The sequence below is a fragment of the Actinomadura montaniterrae genome (assembly GCF_008923365.1).
GTDB classification, from domain to species: domain Bacteria; phylum Actinomycetota; class Actinomycetes; order Streptosporangiales; family Streptosporangiaceae; genus Spirillospora; species Spirillospora montaniterrae.
Genome location: NZ_WBMR01000099.1, coordinates 13,339 through 33,026, shown reverse-complemented (window position 1 = coordinate 33,026; position 19,688 = coordinate 13,339). Strand labels below are relative to the sequence as shown.

Sequence of the window (19,688 nt, the reverse complement as noted above, 5' to 3'; positions counted from 1 at the left end):
GGTCCCGGGTCCGGCCGATGTGGGGGCTCGGCCTGGCCGGGGCGGTCGCGGCGGCCTCGGTCGGCGTCGTGGCGGTGACGTCCGGCGGGGGCGGCGACCAGAAGGCGCCGGGTCGCCACCCGCAGGCCGGTCCGGTGCGGCCGCTCGACGCCCGGACGGTGCTGCTCGCCGCCGCCGAGAAGCTGGACGCCACGTCCGAGCCGACCGGGCGGTACTGGCACAAGTCGACGATCGGTACCAGCTCGTGGCTGGCCCAGGGGCAGGGCAAGGAGCGCTACACCGTCCTGCTCATGGAGAAGTCGGACGAGTGGGCGCCCGGCGGGCCGGGCGGGAAGATGATCGGCAGCCAGCAGCGGCTCGGCGCGAAGCCCGCGTCCCCGGCGGACGCGGCGGCGTACCGGCGGGCCGGGTCGCCGGCGACGCTGTCGCTGCGGGTGCCGATCCAGCCGAGCGGCAAGGGCGGCTACAAGGCCATGAAGGTGCCGACCGGGCCGGGGCCGGTGGAGACGAGCAGCACCCCGCTCGTCGACGGGAACAAGGTCTACTGGCTCGGCCGGAACGTGACCATGAAGCAGCTGCAGAGCCTCCCGGACGACCCGAAGCGGCTGAAGAAGGAGGTCCTGCGCTGGTACGGCGGGCACGACACCGAGTCGTCGAGCGTGCCGATGGCGGCGGACGCGTGGCTGTTCCGGGTCGCGGGGAGCCTGGTCACCGAGCTGCCGGTGCGGCCGAAGGTGCGGGCGGCGGCGTTCCGGATGCTGGCCGGGCTGAAGACGGTCGACTCCGTCGGCCGGGTCACCGATCCGCGGGGCCGCACCGGCGACGCGATCGGGATGAGGGAGAAGGACGCGAGCGGGGTGGTCCGGCATCTGCTGGTGATCGACCCGGCGACCGGAAAGGCGCTCGCCGACGAAAGGGTGCTGGTGACCCCGTCGGCGAAGGAGCCGCGGCCCGCCGGAACGGTGCTCAGCTCCAGCTCCGTGATGACCATGGAATGGACGGATTCCGCGCCGGAGTGACGCGTTGACGATGGCGCGCGCCGGTATCGGGCGCGCGTTCGGGGAGGGACGGTGCCATGGCCTTCGCGGGCCGTGCGCCGTCCCTTCCGCCGCCGCGGGAATCGGGCCGCCGTGATCGGGACGTGATCAGGCGCTTTTGGGGGTCCGGCGGGCGGTTCTCTGGGCGGCCCGGCGCTGCGCGGCGGCGGTGCGGGCGCGGTTCAGGCTGTCGCGGACGCGGGCGGCGCCGCGCATTGCGGTGGCGGAGTCCTTGACGCGTCCGGCATAGGCGGCGAGGACCTCCGCGACGGGTGGCGGCTGCCATTCCTCCTTGGCGGCGACCGGCGGCACGGACGCCGGAGAGGGCACTGGTGCGGGCTGCGGGGCGGGCGGTGGAGAGGGCACGGCCGCGGGGGCGGTATTTCCGGGCACGGGGACGAGCGCGAGATGGGAATGGCAGTGCGGGCACTGCACCCCCGGATGGCTGTCTCTGCTCATAACAAGAATCATTACCCAAAGCACTGACAAAACAGTGGCGCGCCCTTTTGACGATCATCCGGGGGCGGTGGGGCGCGCCGCCGTCAGCGGGCGAGGGGCCGCACGCCCTTGCGCGGGGCGGGATGCGCGGAGCGCCGTCCGAACGAGGAGAACGGCTGGTGGGGACGGGTGCGGCCGGACGCCACCGGGTGCTGGTGGCGGACGAGCAGCAGCCCGCAGCACACCAGCGCGATCGCCACCGCGAGCCACACCGCCATCCGCCCGGCGCGCAGCCCGTACCCGCTGGTGATCCACAGCAGGTGCAGGAGCCAGCGCCGCCACTGGTGCGGCTCGCTGCGGCGCCGCATCTCCAGCGCGCTGTAGCGGAAGTCGCGGGCGAGGCGGGCGCGGTCGGAGCCCGCCGTCGCGCGGGCCAGCTCCCGGTAGAGGGCCTCCAGCCGGTCCTCGCCGCAGGCCGCGTCGTCGGCGTTGCGGGCCAGGTCGTCGGCCAGCACGGCGCGCCCGGCGCCGCCGTGCCCCCAGGGCCGCCAGCGGCGCCGGTCCGGGACGGTCGCGAACGGGCAGTCGCCGCTGATCCGCAGCCGGTCGGGGTGGACGAGCCCGAGGAAGCTGCACCCGCTGAGGTCGACGTCGGCGAGGTGCAGGTGCGCCGCGTCCACGCGGCGCAGCGACACCAGCCGGACCGCCGCGGGACCGGTCCACGACTCCGGCTCGGCGAGCCCCTGGATCGGGTTCGGCAGCGACCGGACGTTCACCGCCGCGTCGAAGGAGGCGCCCTCCAGGTCGAGCTCGGCGCGGCGCAGCCGGAACTCGGCCTCGCCGCGGACCGTGACGGCCCGGGCGTCCACCAGCCGCGCCGCCGCGTGCACGCGCAGCCCGCCGCGCGCCGCGGCGTCCGCGAGGCCGATCCGGCCGCCGGCGACGAGCGGGCCGAGCCACAGCCCGCGCCGGAACCGGGTGCGCTCGAACCGGGCGTGCCGGGCGACGCGGACCCGCCGGAACGAGACCGCCGCGCCGAAGCACGCGCCCTGCATCGCCGCGTCCCGGCCGAACTCGGCGCGGTCGAAGCAGGCGGCGCCGAAGAACACCGCCTTGGGGAACGCGGCGTCGGCGTGCCAGACGGCCTCGCCGAACAGCGCGTCGCCGGTGAAGACGGCCTCCTCGAACGAGGCGTGCCGGTGGAACCGCGCCTCGTGGAAGGACGCGTTGCCGCCGAACCGGGCCCCGCGGAAGGACACGTGGCCGAAGAACCGGGCGTCGAAGAACGAGGCGCCGCCGAGGAAGCAGGCGCCGTCGAACGAGCTGTCCCCCTCGACGCACACGCCGCGCAGCACCGCGTGGGACGGCAGCACGGCGCCGTCGAAGCGGGCGCGGCCGAGGTGGGGGCGCCCGTCGGGGCCGGTGACCGCGTCGAGCACCGCGTCCAGCAGCCACGGCGGGACGGTGACGCCGCGCAGGTCGAGGTCGCCTCCGGGACGCAGCCCGGCCGCGAACCGCTCGAACTCGGCGGGCCGCAGGTGGGCGGGGCAGCCCGCGAATCCGCCGGCGGCGCGCCCGCTGCATCCGTGGACGGCCGAGCACCGCGGCCACAGGACCGCGGTGGAGGACGGAAGGGGAGGCTCGTGAGGGGTCACGGTCCCGTTCTACCTACAGCGGGTTCCGCCGGGAAGCTCTCCCGGCGGTCAGGTCGTTACTTCCGCATGGTTACTGTACGCATGGGAACGGCCACACTAGGACGTTGATTGGCTGTTTACCTCGTCTGTCACCGGTTTCGCGCAAGTACCTCGTTCTTCTTCGGGTTTGTCCGCGTCGTCGTACTGTGAGCGCATGGGGGAACGGAGCCGCTGGATCGCCGACCTCGACGCCCTTCCGGACGAGGCGCCGGACCTCGCGGACCGGATCCTGACCCGCCTCGTGGACGCCGGGATCGTGCTGGCCGAGCGGACCGACTGCGTCCTCGGCGACGTCCCCGGCGGGTACGCGCCCGGCCCGGCCGCCGCGTCGGCGGCGATGGGCGACCCGGCCGGCTTCCCGGACGTGTGGCCGAACGGCCTGGAGATCGACGTCGGCCGCGGCGCCTACTACGGGACGATGCGCGAGGACGACCGGGTGCGGTGCCCGCGCTGCGGGGCGTGGCTGCCGTTCGAGACCGTCCTGGACGCGGTGGAGGAGTGGCTGGAGGGCGGCCCGGACGCGCTGGCCTGCGCGCGCTGCGGCGAGCGGACGGGGTTCAACGGCTGGCGGTGGCCGGTGCCGTGCGCGTTCGCGGAGCTGGGCCTGCGCTTCTGGAACTGGCCGCCGCTGGCGGACGGGTTCGTGGCGTCCGTGGCGTCCGCGCTGGACCACCGGGTGGTGGCGGGCTCCTGCGGAACCTGACGTCCGAACCGTCGAGTGATCAACGGGAACCGCGGGCATGATCGACGTATCTGACTCTTCGCCGAAACATCGGCGTTCCACCGTTGTTCACCTTGGTCAGGGAAAATTGGGGACATGACCGTCAATCCAGGACATCTTCCTCGTGCCACCGAAGCGCTGCCCGACGACCGCTTCCTCGACCGCGAAGAGAGCTGGCTGCGCTTCAACCAGCGCGTCCTGGAGCTGGCGGAGGATCCGGAGCTGCCGCTGCTGGAGCGCGTCCGGTTCCTGTCGATCTTCGCGAGCAACCTCGACGAGTTCTTCATGGTCCGCGTCGCCGGCCTCGCCCGCAGGATGGCGACCGGCCTCGCCGTCCAGTCCGCCAGCGGCCGGCAGCCCCGCGAGGTGCTGGAACGCACCGGCGAGGTCGCCCACCAGCTGATGCGCCGGCACGCCGCCGTCTTCCGCGAGGAGGTCCTGCCCGACCTCGCCAAGGAGGGCATCGACATCCTGCGCTGGGACGAACTGGCCGAGACCGAGCAGGAGCGGCTGCGCCGGCTGTTCCGCGACCGGATCTACCCCGTCCTCACCCCGCTCGTCGTCGACTCCGCACACCCCTTCCCCTACATCTCCGGCCTCTCGCTGAACCTCGCCGTGATCGTCCGCGACCCGGAGACGGACGCGACGATGTTCGCCCGGGTCAAGGTGCCGCCGCTGCTGCCGCGCTTCATCGAGGCGTCCCCCGACCGGTTCACCCCGCTCGAGGACGTGATCGCCGCGCACCTCGGGCAGCTGTTCGTCGGGATGGAGGTCGTCGAGCACCACGCGTTCCGCGTCACCCGCAACCAGGACCTGGAGATCGACGACGACATCAGCGAGGGGCTGCTCCAGGCCCTGGAGCGCGAGCTGCTGCGCCGCCGGTTCGGCCCGGTCGTCCGGCTGGAGGTCGAGGAGTCGATCTCCGAGGGCGTGCTGGAGCTGCTCACCACCGAGCTCGCCATCGAGGAGCGCCAGATCTACCGGCTCGTCGGGCCGCTCGACCTCGCCGGGCTCGGCGCCATCGCCGACCTCGACCGGCCCGAGCTGAAGTACCCGCCGTTCGTGCCGTCGAAGGAGGCGCTGCCCGAGGACGTGGACATCTTCTCCGCGATCCGGGAGGGCGACGTCCTCGTCCACCACCCCTACGACTCGTTCACCACGACCGTGCAGCGGCTGATCGAGGACGCCGCGACCGACCCCGGCGTCCTCGCGATCAAGCAGACGCTGTACCGGACGAGCGGCGACTCCCCGATCGTGGACGCGCTGATGAGCGCCGCCGAGGCGGGCAAGCAGGTCGTGGTCGTCGTCGAGCTGAAGGCCCGCTTCGACGAGCGCGCCAACATCGCGTGGGCGCGCAAGCTGGAGACGGCCGGCTGCCACGTCGTGTACGGGTTCGTCGGGCTGAAGACGCACTGCAAGCTCGCGCTGATCGTCCGCGAGGACCCGGACGGCTCGCTGCGCCGCTACTGCCACATCGGCACCGGCAACTACCACCCGAAGACGGCCCGCCTCTACGAGGACTTCGGCCTGCTGACCTGCGCGCCCGACGTCGGCGAGGACGTCAGCGCGCTGTTCAACCACCTCACCGGCTACTCCCGGCAGGGCTCCTACAACCGGCTGCTGGTCGCGCCGAACAGCCTGCGGTCCGGGCTCGTCCAGCGGATCGAGCACGAGATCGACAACCGCCGCGCCGGGCACCGCGCGCGGGTCCGGATCAAGTGCAACTCGCTGGTCGACGAGGTGATCATCGACGCGCTGTACCGGGCGTCGCGGGCCGGGGTGCCGGTGGACGTGTGGGTACGCGGCATCTGCGCGCTGCGGCCGGGCGTGCCGGGGCTGTCGGAGACCATCCGGGTCCGCAGCGTCCTCGGCCGGTTCCTGGAGCACTCCCGGGTGTTCGCGTTCGAGAACGGCGGCGAGCCGGAGGTGTGGCTCGGCAGCGCCGACCTGATGCACCGCAACCTCGACCGCCGCGTCGAGGCGCTCGTCACCGTCACCGACCGGACCCAGCGCGACGAGCTGATCGCGCTGCTCGACCGGGCGATGGACGCGGGCACGCACGCCTGGACCCTCGCCGGCGACGGCGCCTGGACGCGCGGCGAGCCCGGCCCCGGCGAGACGCTGCTGGACATCCAGACCCACCTGGTCCGGAGCCGCCGGTGGAGGACCGTCGATGACTGACGCCGGTGAGCACGCCCGCCCGATCCGCGCGGCGGGCGCGCTGCTGTGGCGCGACGGCCCGGACGGCCCCGAGTTCGCGGTCGCGCACCGCCCCCGGTACGACGACTGGTCGTTCCCGAAGGGCAAGCTCGACCGGGGCGAGCACATGCTGCGCGCCGCCGTCCGCGAGATCGAGGAGGAGACGGGCCTCGTGCCGCGCCTCGGCCGGCGCCTCCCGACGGCGGAGTACCGGCACGGCGATCGGCCCAAGCAGGTCGAGTACTGGGCGGCGCGGCCCGTCGCGGAGGCCGCGTTCACGCCGAACGAGGAGGTCGACGAGCTGGCGTGGCTGCCCGCCCGCGAGGCGGAGGCGCGGCTCAGCTACCGGCACGACGCCGATCTGCTCCGCGCGTTCCTGGACGGCCCGTCCCGCACCTGGCCGCTGATGATCGTCCGGCACGGGTCGGCGGGGGAGAAGCACGCGTGGCGCGAGCCCGACGAGCTGCGCCCGCTGGACGCGCGGGGCCGGGCGGAGGCGGCGGCGCTCGCCGCGCTGCTGCACGCCTACGGCCCGGCGCGGGTGCTCAGCTCGGCGACGGCCCGCTGCCTGGAGACCGTCCTGCCGTACGCGCGCCGCGTCCGCGCCGGCGTCGTCACCGACGCCGCGTTCACGGTCGGCGAGACCGGCCCGGACCGGGCCCGGGAGCGGCTGCTCGCCCTGCTCGGCGACGGCGTCCCGACGGTCGTGTGCACGCACGGCGAGAACGTGTCCGAGCTGGTCACGGGCCTGTGCCGGGAGCTCGGCGAGAAGGTCCCGGACGACCCGAGCCTCCGCAAGGGCGAGTTCTGGGTGGCCCAGGTCGGCGAGGGCGCGCTCGCCTCCCTGGAGCGCCACACCTCGCGTTGAGCCGCGCCGTTGAGCCGCGCCGTGAGCCGCGTTCAGAAGGCGGGGCCGAGGGTCTGCGACCAGGTCACCGACAGGCGGTCGCGCGCGGTCTCCGCCTCGCAGCGCTCCCACCCGTACAGGACGCCGAGGTCGAACGCCTCGGACGTGTTCCGTGTGCGCGCGGCGGCGGTCTTGAGATGCTCCATCGCGATGACGCCGTCCTGGTAGCCGCCCAGCACCTCCTGGATGCGCTTGGCGTCTTTCGCCACCCGCTTGGCCGCCACCCCTAGCACGGGCGTGGCGAGCTCGGCCGCGTACCGCGCGCGCTTGGCCGCCTTACGGGTCTCGTGACGCGCGACCTCCGCGTCTTCGGCGATCCCTATGGACGCGTACGCGCGCGCCATGCGGTCCCATGAGCGGGTCACCAGGTCGGGCAGATCCTTGCGCGCCTTGCGGTCGGCCTCCCTCCCCAGCGGCGGCTCCGCGACGAGTCGGTCCAGCTCGTCCAGCAGCGCGAAATACCGGGGCTCCTTCAGCGCCGCGTTCATCCGCCTGTAAGCCGTGCGCTCCTGGCGGGCCAGGTCGTCCAGCCAGGCGGGAGCGGCACCGCCGAGCCGCTCCTGGAACCGCATCCGCAGCACCTCCAGGTCGCGGACCTCGCCCAGCACCGCCGCGAGCCACCGCAGCTCCGGCCCGAGCGGCTCCGTGCGCTCCTCCTCCAGGACGGGCCGGTACGCCTTCAGCGTGCTGCGGATCCGGCGGACCGCCACCCGCATCCGGTGTACGGCGTCCTCCTCGCCCAGCCGCGCCTTCGGATCGAACTTCACGACCGCCTCGACCTGCTCCGCGAGGTACGCCATCACCGCGTCGCCCGTCGTCGCCGGGCCCTTCCCGTTGTCGATCGCCGCCACCAGCCGCGCCTTGCACGCCGCCCGCGCGCGCGCCGCCTTCGGCGGTTCGATCGCCCCGCCCAGCAGCCGGCCCAGCTTCGACGACGACTTCGACCGCCGCGCCCCCGCCTTCCGCAGCCGCTTGCCCGCCGCCTTCAGCAGCTCGGCCGTCCCGTCCCCGAGCTCGACCTCGATCTCCCGCCAGCGCCGCGCCGGGGCGTCCGCCGCCGTGTCGTCCCGGACGTCCCGGACGTCCCGGCCCGTCACCAGGTCGTCGGCGACCTCGGCGAGCATCGCGCCGTCGCCCGCGTACAGCCGGACGACGGTCCGCCGCGTCTCCAGCGTCGCCACCGGGCGCAGCGGCTCGCCGCGCGTGTACGCCGCGACCAGCGCCGCCAGCCGCGCGGGCACGATCGCCGGCCGCCCGAGGGGAGCCCGCAGCTCCTCCTTGCCGTCCGGGCCGGCGGGCATCTTCAGATGCCAGCCCGCGTCCGTCCCGCCGCGCCGCCGCCGCAGGGTGATCCCGTGCGCGGCCAGCCGCAGGTCGGCGGTGTCGAAATAGCTCGCATGGAGGTCGAAGGTCTCCGCTTCGCCCGCCGACGCCACGCCCGGCAGCCCGCCGAGCTCCGGAAGGACGAAATCGGCCCGGGCGTCGTACTTCTGCTCGATCTCCAGCTGCCTTTCGGCCACGACCAGCTCCTTCGGGGGACGGTGTTGTCGGCGGCGTGCACACCCAGATGACCACCATTTCACGCGAAGATGAACGGAAGCGGAAATGTCGGCGGCCTACGATGCGTCCGTGCGCACCCTGGTCCTCTGGGACATCGACCACACCCTCCTTAACGCGGGCGGCCTGTCCGTGGACATCTACGCGCAGGTGTTCCAGCGGGTCGTCGGGCGCCCGGCGGAACGCGTCGCGCCGATGGCCGGACGCACCGACCGGGCCATCACGACCGACACGCTCCGCCACCACGGCATCGACCCGACGCCCGACGTCCTCGCCGCCTTCACCGACGCGCTCGCCCTGGCCTTCGAGGCGCGCGCGCACGAGCTCGCGGCCCGGGGCCGGACGCACGACGGCGCGCGCGCTGTGCTGGAGGCCCTCGCGGCCCGTCCGGACGTGATCCAGTCCGTCCTGACCGGGAACATGGAGCGGATCGCCGCCTGCAAGCTGAAGGCGTTCGGTCTCGACGCGTACCTCGACCTGGAGATCGGCGCCTACGGGATGGACGGCGTCGAGCGGCCGCCGCTGGTGGAGCTCGCCCGCGAGCGCACCGCCGCGAAGTACGGCGAGCGGTTCGGATCGTCGAGCACCGTGCTGATCGGCGACACCCCGCACGACGTCCGCGCGGGCCACGAGGGCGGCGCCCGGGTCGTCGCGGTGGCGACGGGCGCCACGTCCGCCGCGGACCTGCGGCTGTCCGGCGCCGACACCGTCCTGCCGGACCTGACCGACACCGCCCAGGTCATCGACCTGATCCTCGGCGCCGGGGGCTAGAGCGCGCGAGGCTAGAGCGCGGGGCTAGAGCGCGCGGGGGCTAGAGCGCGCGAGGCTAGAGCGCGCGAGGCTAGAGCGCGCGAGGCTAGAGCGCGCGAGGCTAGAGCGCGCGGGGCGTGGCGGGGAGCGTGAGGCTGCCGGGCAGGGCGGCCATGGCGTCGCGGACGCGGGCGGCGAGGTCGGCCACCGAAGGCGGGTCCTCCGCCTCGGCCGCCCATCCGCCGAGGGCGTGCCGCCACGCCGCGACCAGCATGTCGCCGGCGAGGCGGGGCCGCGCGTCGTCCGGCAGGTCGAGCCGCCGGCGCAGGATCCCCAGGACGGACCGGAGGGTGTCCTCGCAGAAGTGCAGGCCGTGCGCGTCCATCGACGGCGTCACCTGCAGCAGCCGGTAGCTGCGCAGCGCCCGGCTCGCCCACGTCCCGTCCGCCACCCGGTCCAGGGCGGTGAGCAGCACCGATTCGAGCAGGTCGAGCAGCGGGCGGCCGTCGGCCGGGCACGTCTCCAGCCCGTCGAGGAAGGCGCGCCACATGTCCTCCAGCGGCGCCATCGCGACGGCCTCCTTGCCGGTGAAGTACCGGAAGAACGTGCGCTTGGAGACCTCGACCTCGGCGCACACCTCGTCCAGCGTGACCCCGCCGAAGCCGTGCTCGCCGAACAGGGCCAGCGCCGTGTCGATCAGCGCCTGGCGGGTCCGCTGCTTCTTGCGCTCGCGCAGCGACGGTGCCGTGGTCATGCCCGGGAGTGTATCCGGGCAGCGAACGCCACTTGCAGGCTTATGCCACTGAGTGGCATAAATGGGGGATCGCTCTCTCCCGGAAGGCGGCACCCATGCGTGCTCTGCTCATCGACCCTTCGACCGCGTCCGGCCTGCGCCTCGGCGAGACCGCCGACCCCGACCCCGCGCCGCACCAGGCGCTCGTCCGGGTCACCGCGACCTCGCTCAACTACGGCGAGGTCGCGCACGGCATCGCCGGAGCACCGGGCGGCGCCGTCCTCGGCTGGGACGCCGCCGGCGTGGTCGAGCGCTCGGCCGCCGACGGCTCCGGCCCGGCCGCCGGCACCCCCGTCGTCACGCTCGGCGCGGACGGCGCGTGGGCGGAACTGCGCGCCGTCGACACCGCGCTGCTCGGCGCCGTCCCGGCGGGCGCCGACCTCGGCGCGATCAGCACCATCCCGGTGGCGGCGGCGAGCGCCCTGCGCGCACTGCGGCGGATCGGGCCGCTGCTGGGCAAGCGCGTCCTGGTGCTGGGCGCCACCGGAGGCGTCGGCCGGTACGCCGTGCAACTCGCCCGCCTAGGCGGAGCCCAGGTCGTCGCCTCCACCGGAAATCCCGCCGCGCACGGCGACGCGCTGCGCGCGCTCGGCGCCGACGACGTGGTCGCCCACCCCGAGCAGGTCACCGACCCGGTCGACGGGGTCGTGGACAACGTCGGCGGCGCCCAGCTCGTCGCCGCGTTCGGCAGGCTCGCGCCGCACGGCACCCTGATCGCGGTCGGCCACGGGACCGGCGAGGCGGAGACGTTCCCGTTCGGCGACCTCTTCGGCGACGGCGGCCGGCACGACCGCTCCCTCGTCACCTTCTACCTCCTCGACGGCGCCGACATCGCCGCCGACCTGACCTGGCTGGCCGCCGAGGTCGCCGCCGGGCGCCTCGACCCGGGGATCTCCTGGCGCGGCGGCTGGGAGCGGGCGGACGAGGCCGTCGCCGCCCTGCTCGAACGCCGCCTGCACGGCAAGGCCGTCCTCGAGGTCGGCTGACCGCCCGGCGCGGGCACGGCCGCCCGGCGGCCGCGCCCGCCCGCGTTGCACCATGGGCTCATGGATGCGAACACCCTGTACCGGCGCTGGCTGTTCGACGCGTGGTCCGGCGACTACGGCGTCCTCGACGAGATCCTCACGCCCGGCTTCGCCGGGCACTGGCCCCGCATGGACGTCCGCGGACCCGGCGGCGCCGCCGAGCAGATCCGCCGGTCCCGCGCCTACTTCTCCGACATCGAGAACACCCTGGACGTCGGCCCGCTCGTCGACGGCGACCTGGTGGCCGCGCGCTGGACCTTCCACGGCTCCTACCAGGGCGGGATCCCCGGCGCCACCGCCGGACCCGGCACCCGGATCTCCTTCGCCGGCCACGACCTCTTCCGCATGGAGGACGGCCGCTTCGCCGAATACTGGCCCGTCTCCGACGCCCTGGGCATGATGCAGTCCCTCGGCGCCCTCTGACCGCCCCAAAACGGGATGCGACGCCTCGGACGCGGCTTGTAGAACGTTGTGCATGCCCGAACTCGTCCGCCCCACGACCGGCGTTCACGACTCCTTTCTCGCTGCGATGAAGGAGTTCCTCGACGAGGGACGCGGCGGCCCCGACGACGAGAGCCAGATCGGCCGCGACCTCCGCGACCCGGGCATCGAGGCGCTCGCCGACCCGGACGCCTTCGCCGCGTACGTGGCCCGCGTCAACGCCGAGCCGCTGCCGGACTCGCCGCGCCCCGCGGGCTTCGTGCCGTCCACCACGTTCTGGCTGGTGGACGGGAAGGAGTACCTGGGCCGGATCCAGCTCCGCCACCGGCTGACCGAGTTCCTGCGCGAGGCCGGCGGGCACATCGGCTACGACGTCCGCAGGTCCGCGCGGCGGCGCGGCCACGCGTCGCTGATGCTCCGCGAGATGCTCCCGTACGCCCGCGGCCTCGGCATCGACCCGGCCCTCGTCACCTGCGACGAGGACAACGTCGGCTCCCGGAAGGTCATCGAGGCGTGCGGCGGCGTCCTCGAAGACGTCCGTCACGGCAAGCGCCGCTACTGGGTCCCGACCGGCTGAAGGGGGAGCTTGAAGCCCTCGTGGCTGGGGGCGAAGCCCAGGGACGCGTAGAACCGGTGCGCGTCGCCGCGCCTCTTGGCGCTGGTCAGCTGCACGAGCGCGCAGCCCCGGCCGCGGGCCCGGTCGATCGCGCTCTCCATCAGCGTCCGGCCGAGGCCGCCGCCCCGACGGTCCGCGCGGACCCGCACCGCCTCGATCAGCGCCCGCTCGGCGCCGCCCTTGCCGAGCCCGGGAATGTAGGTCGCCTGCAGGCAGCCCACGACCGTCCCGCCGTCGTCCAGCACCAGGATCTCGTTGCGCGGGTCGCGGTCGATCGACGCGAACGCCCGCTCGTAGGCGGCCGTCACGACGACCGACGCCGGATCCACGACCTTCTCCTCGTCCGCCAGCAGGGCCAGGACCGCGGGCAGGTCGGCGCGCGTCGCCGGGCGGGTATGGGGCATGGCGCCGACGGTAGCGAGGGGCGCGGAAAGTCGCCGGCGCCAGGCCGGTCACTTCGCCGGGTCCGCCGTGTCAGTACAGGTGACAGCGACCCGAAGAAGGGACACACCGATGCAGAAGATCAACATCGTGCGGTACCAGGCCCGTCCCGAGCGGGCCGACGAGAACCAGCGGCTGATCGAGGACGTCATGGCAGAGCTCGGCCGCGACGACCCCGGCGGCGTCCGCTACGCCGCGTTCCGCCTGGACGGCGACACGTTCCTGCACATCGTGGTGAGCGAGGACGGCCGCGACGTCCTGCCGTCCGTCCCCGCCTTCCAGGAGTTCCAGCGGGAGCTCGGCGACCGTCTCGTCCCCGGCACCCTCAGCCGCACCCCGGCGGCCCAGGTGGGCGCCTACGGTTTCGCCGCCGCCGAGGCGGCGGCCACCGCCGGCTGACCGCGGGGTGCGGGCCTCTCCGTCGGAGGCCCGCACCCCCGTGCGGTCAGCAGGTGTTGAGCATCGAGGTGAGCGCGCTCTTCTCCGCGCTGTCCACGGTGAGGTCGTAGTACCACTTCACCTGGACCCAGGCGCGCGCGTACGTGCAGCGGAAGGCGGTGCGGGACGGCTGCCACTCGGCCGGGTCCTTGTCGCCCTTGGCCTGGTTGACGTTGTCGGTGACGGCCCACAGCTGGGGTCCGCCGAGGTCGTTGGCGAAGTCCTGGCGGTGCGCGGTCGTCCAGGCCCAGGCGCCGGACGCCCACGCCTCGGCCAGCGGCACCATGTGGTCGATGTCCACGTCGGCCGGGGCGGTCCAGGTGGCGCCGTCGTACGGCGAGTACCAGGACCCGGACGTCGGGTAGCAGGCGGAGTCGGTGCTCACGTTCGTGCCGTCCCGCTTGAGCACCATCTCCCGCGTGTTGCAGGTGCCGGAGACGGTGATCCAGTGGGGGAACAGCGAGCGGTCGTAGGTGCTCGCGTGCGATTCGGCGGCCACGGTCAGCTCGCCGAGCCGGGTGCGCGCGGTGCCGGCGGACGGGATGTTCGGCGGGGTCGCGGACGCCGGTGCCTGCACGGCGACGAGCAGTGCGCCGACCAGCGCCGCCGGCAGCAGGAACAGGAGCAGACGTCGCATCGAGGATGCCCTTCTGCGGCCGCCCGCCGGCGGGGATCGGACTCCCCGAACAGGGCACGGGGACGACAGCCCCGATACCGTGACATTCAGGACAACTCAGCGAAATATCACTGATTGCCCAGACGTCACCCTCGCCTTGGTCGGAACCTGTCGACGGTCCCGCCCCACCTGCGGCGCGCGACGGCGTCCTGCGAGCGCCTCCGCGAAGAGTTCACCGGAAACAACCGCGCATTAACCGGACGGCGCGGGATCGTCCGAACGGCTATTCGCCCTGAGGCGTGGTGAAGGCGATCTGGACGGTGAGGCCGCCGTGCGGGCGGGCGCGCGCGGTGAGCGCGGCCCCGTGAGCGGTGGCGATGGCCCGCACGATCGACAGCCCCAGCCCCTGGTGACCGTCGTCGGCCGTGCGGTGCAGGCGCTGGAAGGGCTCGAAGAGCTCGTCCACCTTCTCCGGCGGCACCACCGGGCCCGTGTTGGCGATGCGCAGCACCGACGTGCCGCCGCTGCGTCCCGTCCTGATCTCCACCCTGCCCCGGGGCACGTTGTAGTGGAGGGCGTTGTCGCACAGGTTGGCCACGAGCCGGTCGATCAGGGCCGGGTCGCCGGCGACCGGCGCCGGATCGAGCACCGCGTCGATCTCCACGTCCTCGCGGCCGCGGCCCTCCAGCGTCCGCGCCGCCACCGACGCCAGGTCGAACGGCTCGTCCCCGGCGCGCACCTCCGCGCTTCCGGCCAGGGTCAGCAGCGACTCCAGCAGCCGGGTGCGCTGCTCGTTGACGGCCAGCAGCCGTTCGAAGTTCGCCCGGAACGCCGCCGCGTCCGCGTCCGGGTCGATGAGCGGCTCCTCCAGCAGCGCATGCTCGACGGTCAGCGGCGTCCGCAGCTCGTGGGCGGCGTTGGCGACGAACCGCTTGTGGGCGTCCAGCGCCGCTTCGAGGCGGCCGAGCAGCCCGTCGACGGTGTCGGCGAGGTTCTTCAGCTCGTCCTGCGGCCCGGTGAGGGAGAGCCGCTCGTGGACGTTGTGGTCGGAGATCCGCCGCAGCCGCTCGGTCATGGTGCGCACCGGGCGCAGCGTCCGGCCGGCGACCAGCCAGCCCAGGGCCAGCGAGACGACCCCCACGATGAGCAGCGCGAAGGTCGGCAGGGCCAGGTCGATCCGGTCCCCGGCCGCCCGCGGCCCGACGCGCACCGGTGCTCCGGGCTCGGGCGCGAAAGGACCGATCGGGCCGGGGCGCGCGGCGTAGCCGAGGTGGCCCGGCAGCTGCCGCGCGAGCCCGTACATGACCAGCAGGAGGAGCGTGCCCGAGGCGACCGCCATCAGGCAGTGCAGGAGGGTGAGCCGGAGGCGCAGGCGGTACGGCATGGTCAGATCCGGTAGCCGGCGCGCGGCACGGTCTCGATGAGCGGGGGATCGCCGAGCTTGGCGCGCAGCCGGTTGATCGTCGCCTTGACGGTCGTGGTGAACGGGTCGGCCGCCTCGTCCCAGACCCGGTCGAGCAGCTCCTCCGCCGAGACCGCGCGGTCGCGGTTGGCCAGCAGGTACTCCAGCACGGCGAGCTCCTTCGGGCTCAGCGGCAGGCGCGCGCCCGCCCGGGTGGCGGTGCGCTGGGCCGGGTCGACCCTGAGCTCGCCGTGGACGAGCACGGGCGGCGTCGCCCGCCGGGTGCGCCGGCCGACCGCGCGGACGCGCGCCACCAGCTCGGCGTACGCGAACGGCTTGGGCAGGTAGTCGTCGGCGCCGAGGCCCAGGCCCTCGACGCGTTCGGCGACCGTCCCGGACGCGGTGAGCATCAGCACGCGGGCCGGCGGCTCCGCCGCGACGAGTGCGCGGCACACCTGGTCGCCGTGGACCACCGGCAGGTCGCGGTCGAGCACGACCACGTCGTAGTCCACGACCGCGGCGCGCTCCAGCGCGCCGCCGCCGTCGTAGGCGACGTCGACGGCCATGCCCTCGCGGCGCAGCACCCGCGCCACCGAGTCGGCGAGGTCCCGCTGATCTTCGACGACCATTACCCGCATCGGCTTCGAGGGTAGCCCGGCGACCCGTCACAACTCGGTCACAGCAGGACGGACCGTCCCGTGACCGCCGGGCGGTTAGAAACGGTCGCCATGACACCGGTCATCGAAACCGAGGGGCTCGGCATGCGGTACGGCCGCCGGGTCGCCCTCACCGACTGCACCCTGCGCGTCCCGGCCGGGAAGGTCGCGGGCCTCGTCGGGCCGAACGGCGCCGGCAAGTCCACGTTCCTTAGCATGGTCTGCGGCCTGCTCGCCCCGACGTCCGGGCGGATCGCCGTGCTCGGCCACCGGCCCGGCGGCGGCGCGGCCCGGCTCGCCGAGGTCGCCTTCGTCGCCCAGGACGCGCCGCTCTACCCGTCCATGACGGTCGCCGACCACCTGCGCTTCGGCGCCCGGCTGAACCCGCGGTGGGACGGGCGGTACGCGCGGGCGCGGATCGAGCGGCTCGGCCTCGACCCGGCGCAGAAGGCCGGCCGGCTCTCCGGCGGGCAGCGCGCCCAGCTCGCCCTGACCCTGGCCGCGGCCAAGCGCGCGCGGCTGCTGGTCCTCGACGAGCCGGTCGCGTCCCTCGACCCGCTGGCCCGCCGGACGTTCCTGGAGGACCTGCAGGAGTACGTCGCCGAGGTCGAGGTGAGCGTGGTGCTGTCCTCGCACCTGCTCGGCGACCTGCAGCGGGTCTGCGACCACCTCATCGTGCTGTCCGCCGGGCGCGTGCAACTGGCCGGGGACGTGCCCGCGCTGCTGGCCGGGCACTCGCGCGGCGACGGCGAACGCATCGTCCCCCGGCCGGACGGACGGCCGGTGGACCTGGAGGACCTGGTGCTCGCGTACATGGCCGGGGAGGTCGTCCGATGATCTGGGTGACGTGGCGGCAGTTCCGCACGCCGGCGCTGGTCATGCTCGCGGGATGCGCGGCGTACGCCTTGGCCCTCTGCTGGCTGGGCTACTCGACGCGCCACGCCTACGACACGGAGATCCTGGGCTGCCGCCTCGCGGACGGCTGCAGGCTCACCGATCAGAAGAGGGCGTTCCTCAGCGAGTTCACCCCCCCGGTGAGCGCGGCGCAGGCGGTCCTGATCCTGCTGCCGGCCCTCATCGGCGCGTTCTGGGGCGCGCCCCTGCTGGGCCGCGAGTTCGAGGCCGGGACGCAGCGGCTGGCCTGGACCCAGAGCGTCACCCGGCGGCGCTGGCTGGCGGCGAAACTGCTGCTGCCCGGCCTCGCGACGGTGCTGCTGACCGCCGCGCTCAGCTTCCTGCTGACCTGGGCCGCCGACCGTTTCGACGAGGTGGAGGGCACCCGGTTCACCGCGCTGTCGTTCGCCTCGCGCGACGTCGTGCCGGTCGGCTACGCGCTCTTCGCGTTCGCGGCCGGCACCGCGGCCGGGTTGTTCCTGCGCCGCACCCTGCCGGCGATGGCGGCGACGCTGGCGGTGGTCGCGGCGGTGCTGTTCCTGTGGCCGAGCCTCGTCCGCCCCCACCTGCGCCCGCCGGTGACCGAATCGGTCGCCTTCGACCAGAACGTCCGCGACCACGACGCGAACGTGTCGTTCGGCCACGACCGCCCCGCCTTCGTCGCCGGCTACCAGGTGCCGGGCGCCCTCATGCTCAGCAACGTCACCTACCTGCGGACCTCGTCCGGGGCGCTCGTCCGGCCGTCGACCGTCCAGGACTGCCTCGCCAAGCCCCCCGCGCCGATGCCCGGAACCGACGGCGCGGGCACCGTCGACCAGTGCATGACCTCGAAGCACCTGCACTTCGACGTGACCATGCAACCGGCGGACCGGTACTGGTCCTTCCAATGGATCGAACTCGGCGCCTACACCCTCCTGGCCGCCCTCCTAGCCACCTTCACCCACCACCGCATAGCCCAAGTCCGCGCCTGACCCCGCAACGCCCCTCGCCCACGCCATCGCCGCCTTCCGCCCCCGGCCCGGCCTCACCTTGCGAGCTGACGCCACCGCAAAGGCGAACTCGCACCGTCACGCACGCAAAACGACCAGCGGCTCGCCCGCCCCGATCACCCGCCACACGCCTCGCGATACGCCTCCCGAAGCTCGCCGGCCCCGGTGACCCCGTCCACAGCTGCCACGACCTCCGCCGCTCGCCAGTAGTTGGACGGCACGAGCCGCCCGCTCGTCACCGCCTCCAGGGCCCTGTGCGCCGCCTCCTCGGGTTGTTCCGCAGCGATCAGCGCAAGCGCCAGGTCCAGCCGTGCGGACGCGGCGCGCCGTGGACGCGCCGGCCCGCTCACCGGCGCCTCCAGCCGGGCGAGGACGCCCCGCGCGTACGGCTCGGCCGCCGGGTCCCCGAGCCATGACAGCGTGGTCGCCGTGTAGGCGTCGCTCTTCGCGGGGTCGTAGCGGAAATGGTGCTCCGGCCGTTCCGGCATGGCCAGCGGCGCGACGAGCCGCTCGACGCGTCCCAGCGCGTCCCGCGTCTCCGGCCCGGCGCCGAGCCGCGCCCAGGCCCGCCCCTCCTGCGCCGTCGCCTGGATGAACGCCGACCCGCCGTGCGGCGCGATCTCCTGCGCGCCCCGGGAGAGCGCGACGGCCTCCCGGTAGTCCGCGTCGGTGACGGCCTGCCACGCACGCGTCTCCAACGTCCACGCGACGATCTCCGGATGCCCGGCGTGCCGGGCGAGCTGCGCGGCCGTCCGCAGCCGCGCGTCGGCCGCCGCCCGGCGTCCGAGGTCGATGTCGCACGTCGCCGCCAGCAGCGACAGCCACGCCCCGACCACCACGAGCCGCCGCCGCTCGGCCAGCGTCATCCGCACGTCCATGAGCCGCGCCACGTAGTCGAGATGGCGGCGCGTCCGCGCGAGCAACGCGTCGGGCGCCGACCGGGGATACGCGGACGCGAGCTCGTCCACCGTCATCTCCAGCGCGCTGAGCGTCTCCTCGCCAACGTCGCTGGCCGCCACCCGCCGCGCCAGCTCCAGGGCCTCCACCTCGTCATCGCCGTCCACCTGGGCGCCGACGGCGAAGAGGGCTTCTTCGGGGGTGTTGAGGGCGCGGGCGTAGAGGAGGCGGTAGCGGGGGCCCACGGCGTGCTCGCCGGCTTCGTGGCCGCGGATGGTGCGTTCGAGGTCGCGCAGGGACGGGAGGCGTTGCCGGACGCGCTCGGGAGCGACGTCGCGGAAGCGTTCGGCCAGGTCGGCGACGGTCAGGCCGTGCGCTTTCCGGGCGGCCCGCAGCCGGGCCCCGGCGCGTTTCTTCTCGGACACCGCAGTGCACCTCGTTCCGGATATCCGCGGAGATGGTCCGTGTCCACGCTCATCTCCGATTATCACGGTGACCTGCGCCACCCGTCATCGATTCACTGAGAGTGATCGAACCGGCACCGAGCGAGGGAACGGCGGCGACAGATGACGGGCGCGAGGAGAGGTGGGCGAAGCCGGAGGCGAGCCCCGCCGCGAAGCTCGCGAAGCGAGGTCGCGCCCGCCCAAGCACGGTCAAGGGCCGAGCCGCCAGGCGAGGCCCTTGGGCCGGGATGGCCTACTGCAGGTGGTACTTCATGCCCATGTGGGAGGGGCGGAAGCCGATCTTCTGGTAGAAGCGGATCGCGTCGGGGCGCTGGCGGTCGGTGGTGAGCTGGACGACGCGGCAGCCGCGGGCGCGGGCCTGGTCGATCGCCCAGGTGATCATGGTCTGGCCGAGTCCGCGGCCGCGCTCGTCGGCGGCGACGCGGACGCCCTCGATCTGGGCGCGCTCGCCGCCGGTGTAGGTGAGGCCGGGGATGTAGGTGAGCTGCAGCGTGCCGGCGACGGTGCCCGCGACGTCCGCCACGACGAGGTGGTTGTTGGGGTCCTTCTCGATGGCGGTGAAGGCGGCGAAGTAGGCCTCGGGGATTTCCTCGGCGAGTGTTTCGCGGGTCGCGCCCAGGGGATCGTCGGCCAGGAGCCGGACGATCTGGGGCAGATCGTCGACCGTCGCCTCGCGAAAGGTCACTTCTTGATCACGCTGCACGTCACAAGGT

21 protein-coding genes are annotated in these 19,688 nt (G+C 74.0%); 11 read left to right on the top strand and 10 right to left on the bottom strand.

What is annotated here, in order from left to right:
- The coding region (locus F9B16_RS51275) for a CU044_5270 family protein (protein ID WP_192809037.1) at positions 1 to 1,019 on the top strand (1,019 nt) is incomplete at its 5' end.
- A 126-nt stretch (positions 1,020 to 1,145) separates the two neighbouring features.
- Here F9B16_RS51275 and F9B16_RS28545 read toward each other — a convergent pair.
- Both F9B16_RS28545 and F9B16_RS28540 read right to left on the bottom strand, forming a co-directional pair.
- Complete coding sequence (locus F9B16_RS28545; RefSeq protein ID WP_151543298.1) at positions 1,146 to 1,496, bottom strand: hypothetical protein; 351 nt, start codon at positions 1,494 to 1,496, stop codon at positions 1,146 to 1,148.
- Positions 1,497 to 1,579: 83 nt separating this feature from the next.
- On the bottom strand, positions 1,580 to 3,130 hold the full coding sequence (locus F9B16_RS28540) for a pentapeptide repeat-containing protein (protein WP_151543297.1): 1,551 nt from the start codon (positions 3,128 to 3,130) through the stop codon (positions 1,580 to 1,582).
- A 193-nt stretch (positions 3,131 to 3,323) separates the two neighbouring features.
- On the opposite strand from F9B16_RS28540, the gene F9B16_RS28535 reads away from it, so the two are divergent.
- From F9B16_RS28535 to F9B16_RS28525, 3 genes are all read left to right on the top strand, one after another.
- Positions 3,324 to 3,872: a hypothetical protein gene (locus F9B16_RS28535; protein WP_151543296.1), complete on the top strand. Its 549-nt coding sequence runs from the start codon at positions 3,324 to 3,326 to the stop codon at positions 3,870 to 3,872.
- Between the two features lie 114 nt (positions 3,873 to 3,986).
- Positions 3,987 to 6,071 (top strand): RNA degradosome polyphosphate kinase, encoded by a 2,085-nt coding sequence (locus tag F9B16_RS28530; RefSeq protein ID WP_151543295.1) that lies wholly within the window; start codon positions 3,987 to 3,989, stop codon positions 6,069 to 6,071.
- Entirely contained in the window at positions 6,064 to 6,957 is an 894-nt protein-coding gene (locus tag F9B16_RS28525; RefSeq protein ID WP_151543294.1) for an NUDIX domain-containing protein, read from the top strand. The genes F9B16_RS28530 and F9B16_RS28525 overlap by 8 nt, the downstream gene beginning before the upstream one ends.
- Before the next feature lie 32 nt (positions 6,958 to 6,989).
- Here F9B16_RS28525 and F9B16_RS28520 read toward each other — a convergent pair whose 3' ends face one another.
- Complete coding sequence (locus F9B16_RS28520; protein WP_225992010.1) at positions 6,990 to 8,516, bottom strand: CYTH and CHAD domain-containing protein; 1,527 nt, start codon at positions 8,514 to 8,516, stop codon at positions 6,990 to 6,992.
- Positions 8,517 to 8,625: 109 nt separating this feature from the next.
- On the opposite strand from F9B16_RS28520, the gene F9B16_RS28515 reads away from it, so the two are divergent.
- Positions 8,626 to 9,324, top strand: a complete 699-nt coding sequence (locus tag F9B16_RS28515; RefSeq protein WP_225992009.1) for an HAD family hydrolase — start codon at positions 8,626 to 8,628, stop codon at positions 9,322 to 9,324.
- A 100-nt stretch (positions 9,325 to 9,424) separates the two neighbouring features.
- Here F9B16_RS28515 and F9B16_RS28510 read toward each other — a convergent pair whose 3' ends face one another.
- Positions 9,425 to 10,057 (bottom strand): TetR/AcrR family transcriptional regulator, encoded by a 633-nt coding sequence (locus tag F9B16_RS28510; protein ID WP_151543292.1) that lies wholly within the window; start codon positions 10,055 to 10,057, stop codon positions 9,425 to 9,427.
- A 95-nt stretch (positions 10,058 to 10,152) separates the two neighbouring features.
- Here F9B16_RS28510 and F9B16_RS28505 point away from each other — a divergent pair, with 95 nt between their 5' ends.
- From F9B16_RS28505 to F9B16_RS28495, 3 genes are read left to right on the top strand one after another with little or no spacing between them, the layout of a single operon-like run.
- Positions 10,153 to 11,082 carry a zinc-binding dehydrogenase gene (locus tag F9B16_RS28505; protein WP_151543291.1) on the top strand — a complete coding sequence of 310 codons (930 nt, stop codon included), beginning with the start codon at positions 10,153 to 10,155 and terminating at the stop codon, positions 11,080 to 11,082.
- A 60-nt stretch (positions 11,083 to 11,142) separates the two neighbouring features.
- Positions 11,143 to 11,544 (top strand): ester cyclase, encoded by a 402-nt coding sequence (locus F9B16_RS28500; RefSeq protein ID WP_151543290.1) that lies wholly within the window; start codon positions 11,143 to 11,145, stop codon positions 11,542 to 11,544.
- A 52-nt stretch (positions 11,545 to 11,596) separates the two neighbouring features.
- The gene (locus tag F9B16_RS28495; RefSeq protein ID WP_151543289.1) at positions 11,597 to 12,139 is read left to right on the top strand and encodes a GNAT family N-acetyltransferase; all 543 of its coding nucleotides are present in this window, start codon (positions 11,597 to 11,599) and stop codon (positions 12,137 to 12,139) included.
- On the opposite strand, the gene F9B16_RS28490 is transcribed toward F9B16_RS28495, so the two are convergent.
- Positions 12,118 to 12,582 carry a GNAT family N-acetyltransferase gene (locus F9B16_RS28490; RefSeq protein WP_151543288.1) on the bottom strand — a complete coding sequence of 155 codons (465 nt, stop codon included), beginning with the start codon at positions 12,580 to 12,582 and terminating at the stop codon, positions 12,118 to 12,120. The two genes, F9B16_RS28495 and F9B16_RS28490, sit on opposite strands and share 22 nt — an antisense overlap.
- A gap of 109 nt (positions 12,583 to 12,691) precedes the next feature.
- On the opposite strand from F9B16_RS28490, the gene F9B16_RS28485 reads away from it, so the two are divergent.
- On the top strand, positions 12,692 to 13,018 hold the full coding sequence (locus tag F9B16_RS28485; protein ID WP_151543287.1) for a hypothetical protein: 327 nt from the start codon (positions 12,692 to 12,694) through the stop codon (positions 13,016 to 13,018).
- 46 nt (positions 13,019 to 13,064) lie between these two features.
- Here the strand turns inward: F9B16_RS28485 and F9B16_RS28480 are convergent, their stop codons facing one another.
- The 3 genes from F9B16_RS28480 to F9B16_RS28470 form a co-directional block, all read right to left on the bottom strand.
- Positions 13,065 to 13,694, bottom strand: coding sequence for an HNH endonuclease family protein (locus F9B16_RS28480; protein ID WP_151543286.1), 630 nt, complete (start codon positions 13,692 to 13,694; stop codon positions 13,065 to 13,067).
- 262 nt (positions 13,695 to 13,956) lie between these two features.
- The gene (locus F9B16_RS28475) at positions 13,957 to 15,057 is read right to left on the bottom strand and encodes a sensor histidine kinase (RefSeq protein WP_151543285.1); all 1,101 of its coding nucleotides are present in this window, start codon (positions 15,055 to 15,057) and stop codon (positions 13,957 to 13,959) included.
- Between the two features lie 2 nt (positions 15,058 to 15,059).
- A complete protein-coding gene (locus tag F9B16_RS28470; protein ID WP_151543284.1) occupies positions 15,060 to 15,713 on the bottom strand; it encodes a response regulator transcription factor in 654 nt (217 codons plus the stop codon).
- Between the two features lie 90 nt (positions 15,714 to 15,803).
- Here F9B16_RS28470 and F9B16_RS28465 point away from each other — a divergent pair, with 90 nt between their 5' ends.
- Positions 15,804 to 16,568 carry an ABC transporter ATP-binding protein gene (locus tag F9B16_RS28465; protein ID WP_192809036.1) on the top strand — a complete coding sequence of 255 codons (765 nt, stop codon included), beginning with the start codon at positions 15,804 to 15,806 and terminating at the stop codon, positions 16,566 to 16,568.
- Positions 16,565 to 17,596 (top strand): ABC transporter permease subunit, encoded by a 1,032-nt coding sequence (locus F9B16_RS28460; protein ID WP_151543283.1) that lies wholly within the window; start codon positions 16,565 to 16,567, stop codon positions 17,594 to 17,596. The genes F9B16_RS28465 and F9B16_RS28460 overlap by 4 nt, the downstream gene beginning before the upstream one ends.
- Before the next feature lie 134 nt (positions 17,597 to 17,730).
- Here F9B16_RS28460 and F9B16_RS28455 read toward each other — a convergent pair whose 3' ends face one another.
- Together F9B16_RS28455 and F9B16_RS28450 are read right to left on the bottom strand one after the other, a co-directional pair.
- On the bottom strand, positions 17,731 to 18,936 hold the full coding sequence (locus F9B16_RS28455; RefSeq protein WP_151543282.1) for a transcriptional regulator: 1,206 nt from the start codon (positions 18,934 to 18,936) through the stop codon (positions 17,731 to 17,733).
- A gap of 271 nt (positions 18,937 to 19,207) precedes the next feature.
- Entirely contained in the window at positions 19,208 to 19,660 is a 453-nt protein-coding gene (locus F9B16_RS28450) for a GNAT family N-acetyltransferase (protein WP_151543300.1), read from the bottom strand.
- Positions 19,661 to 19,688 lie beyond the last annotated feature (28 nt).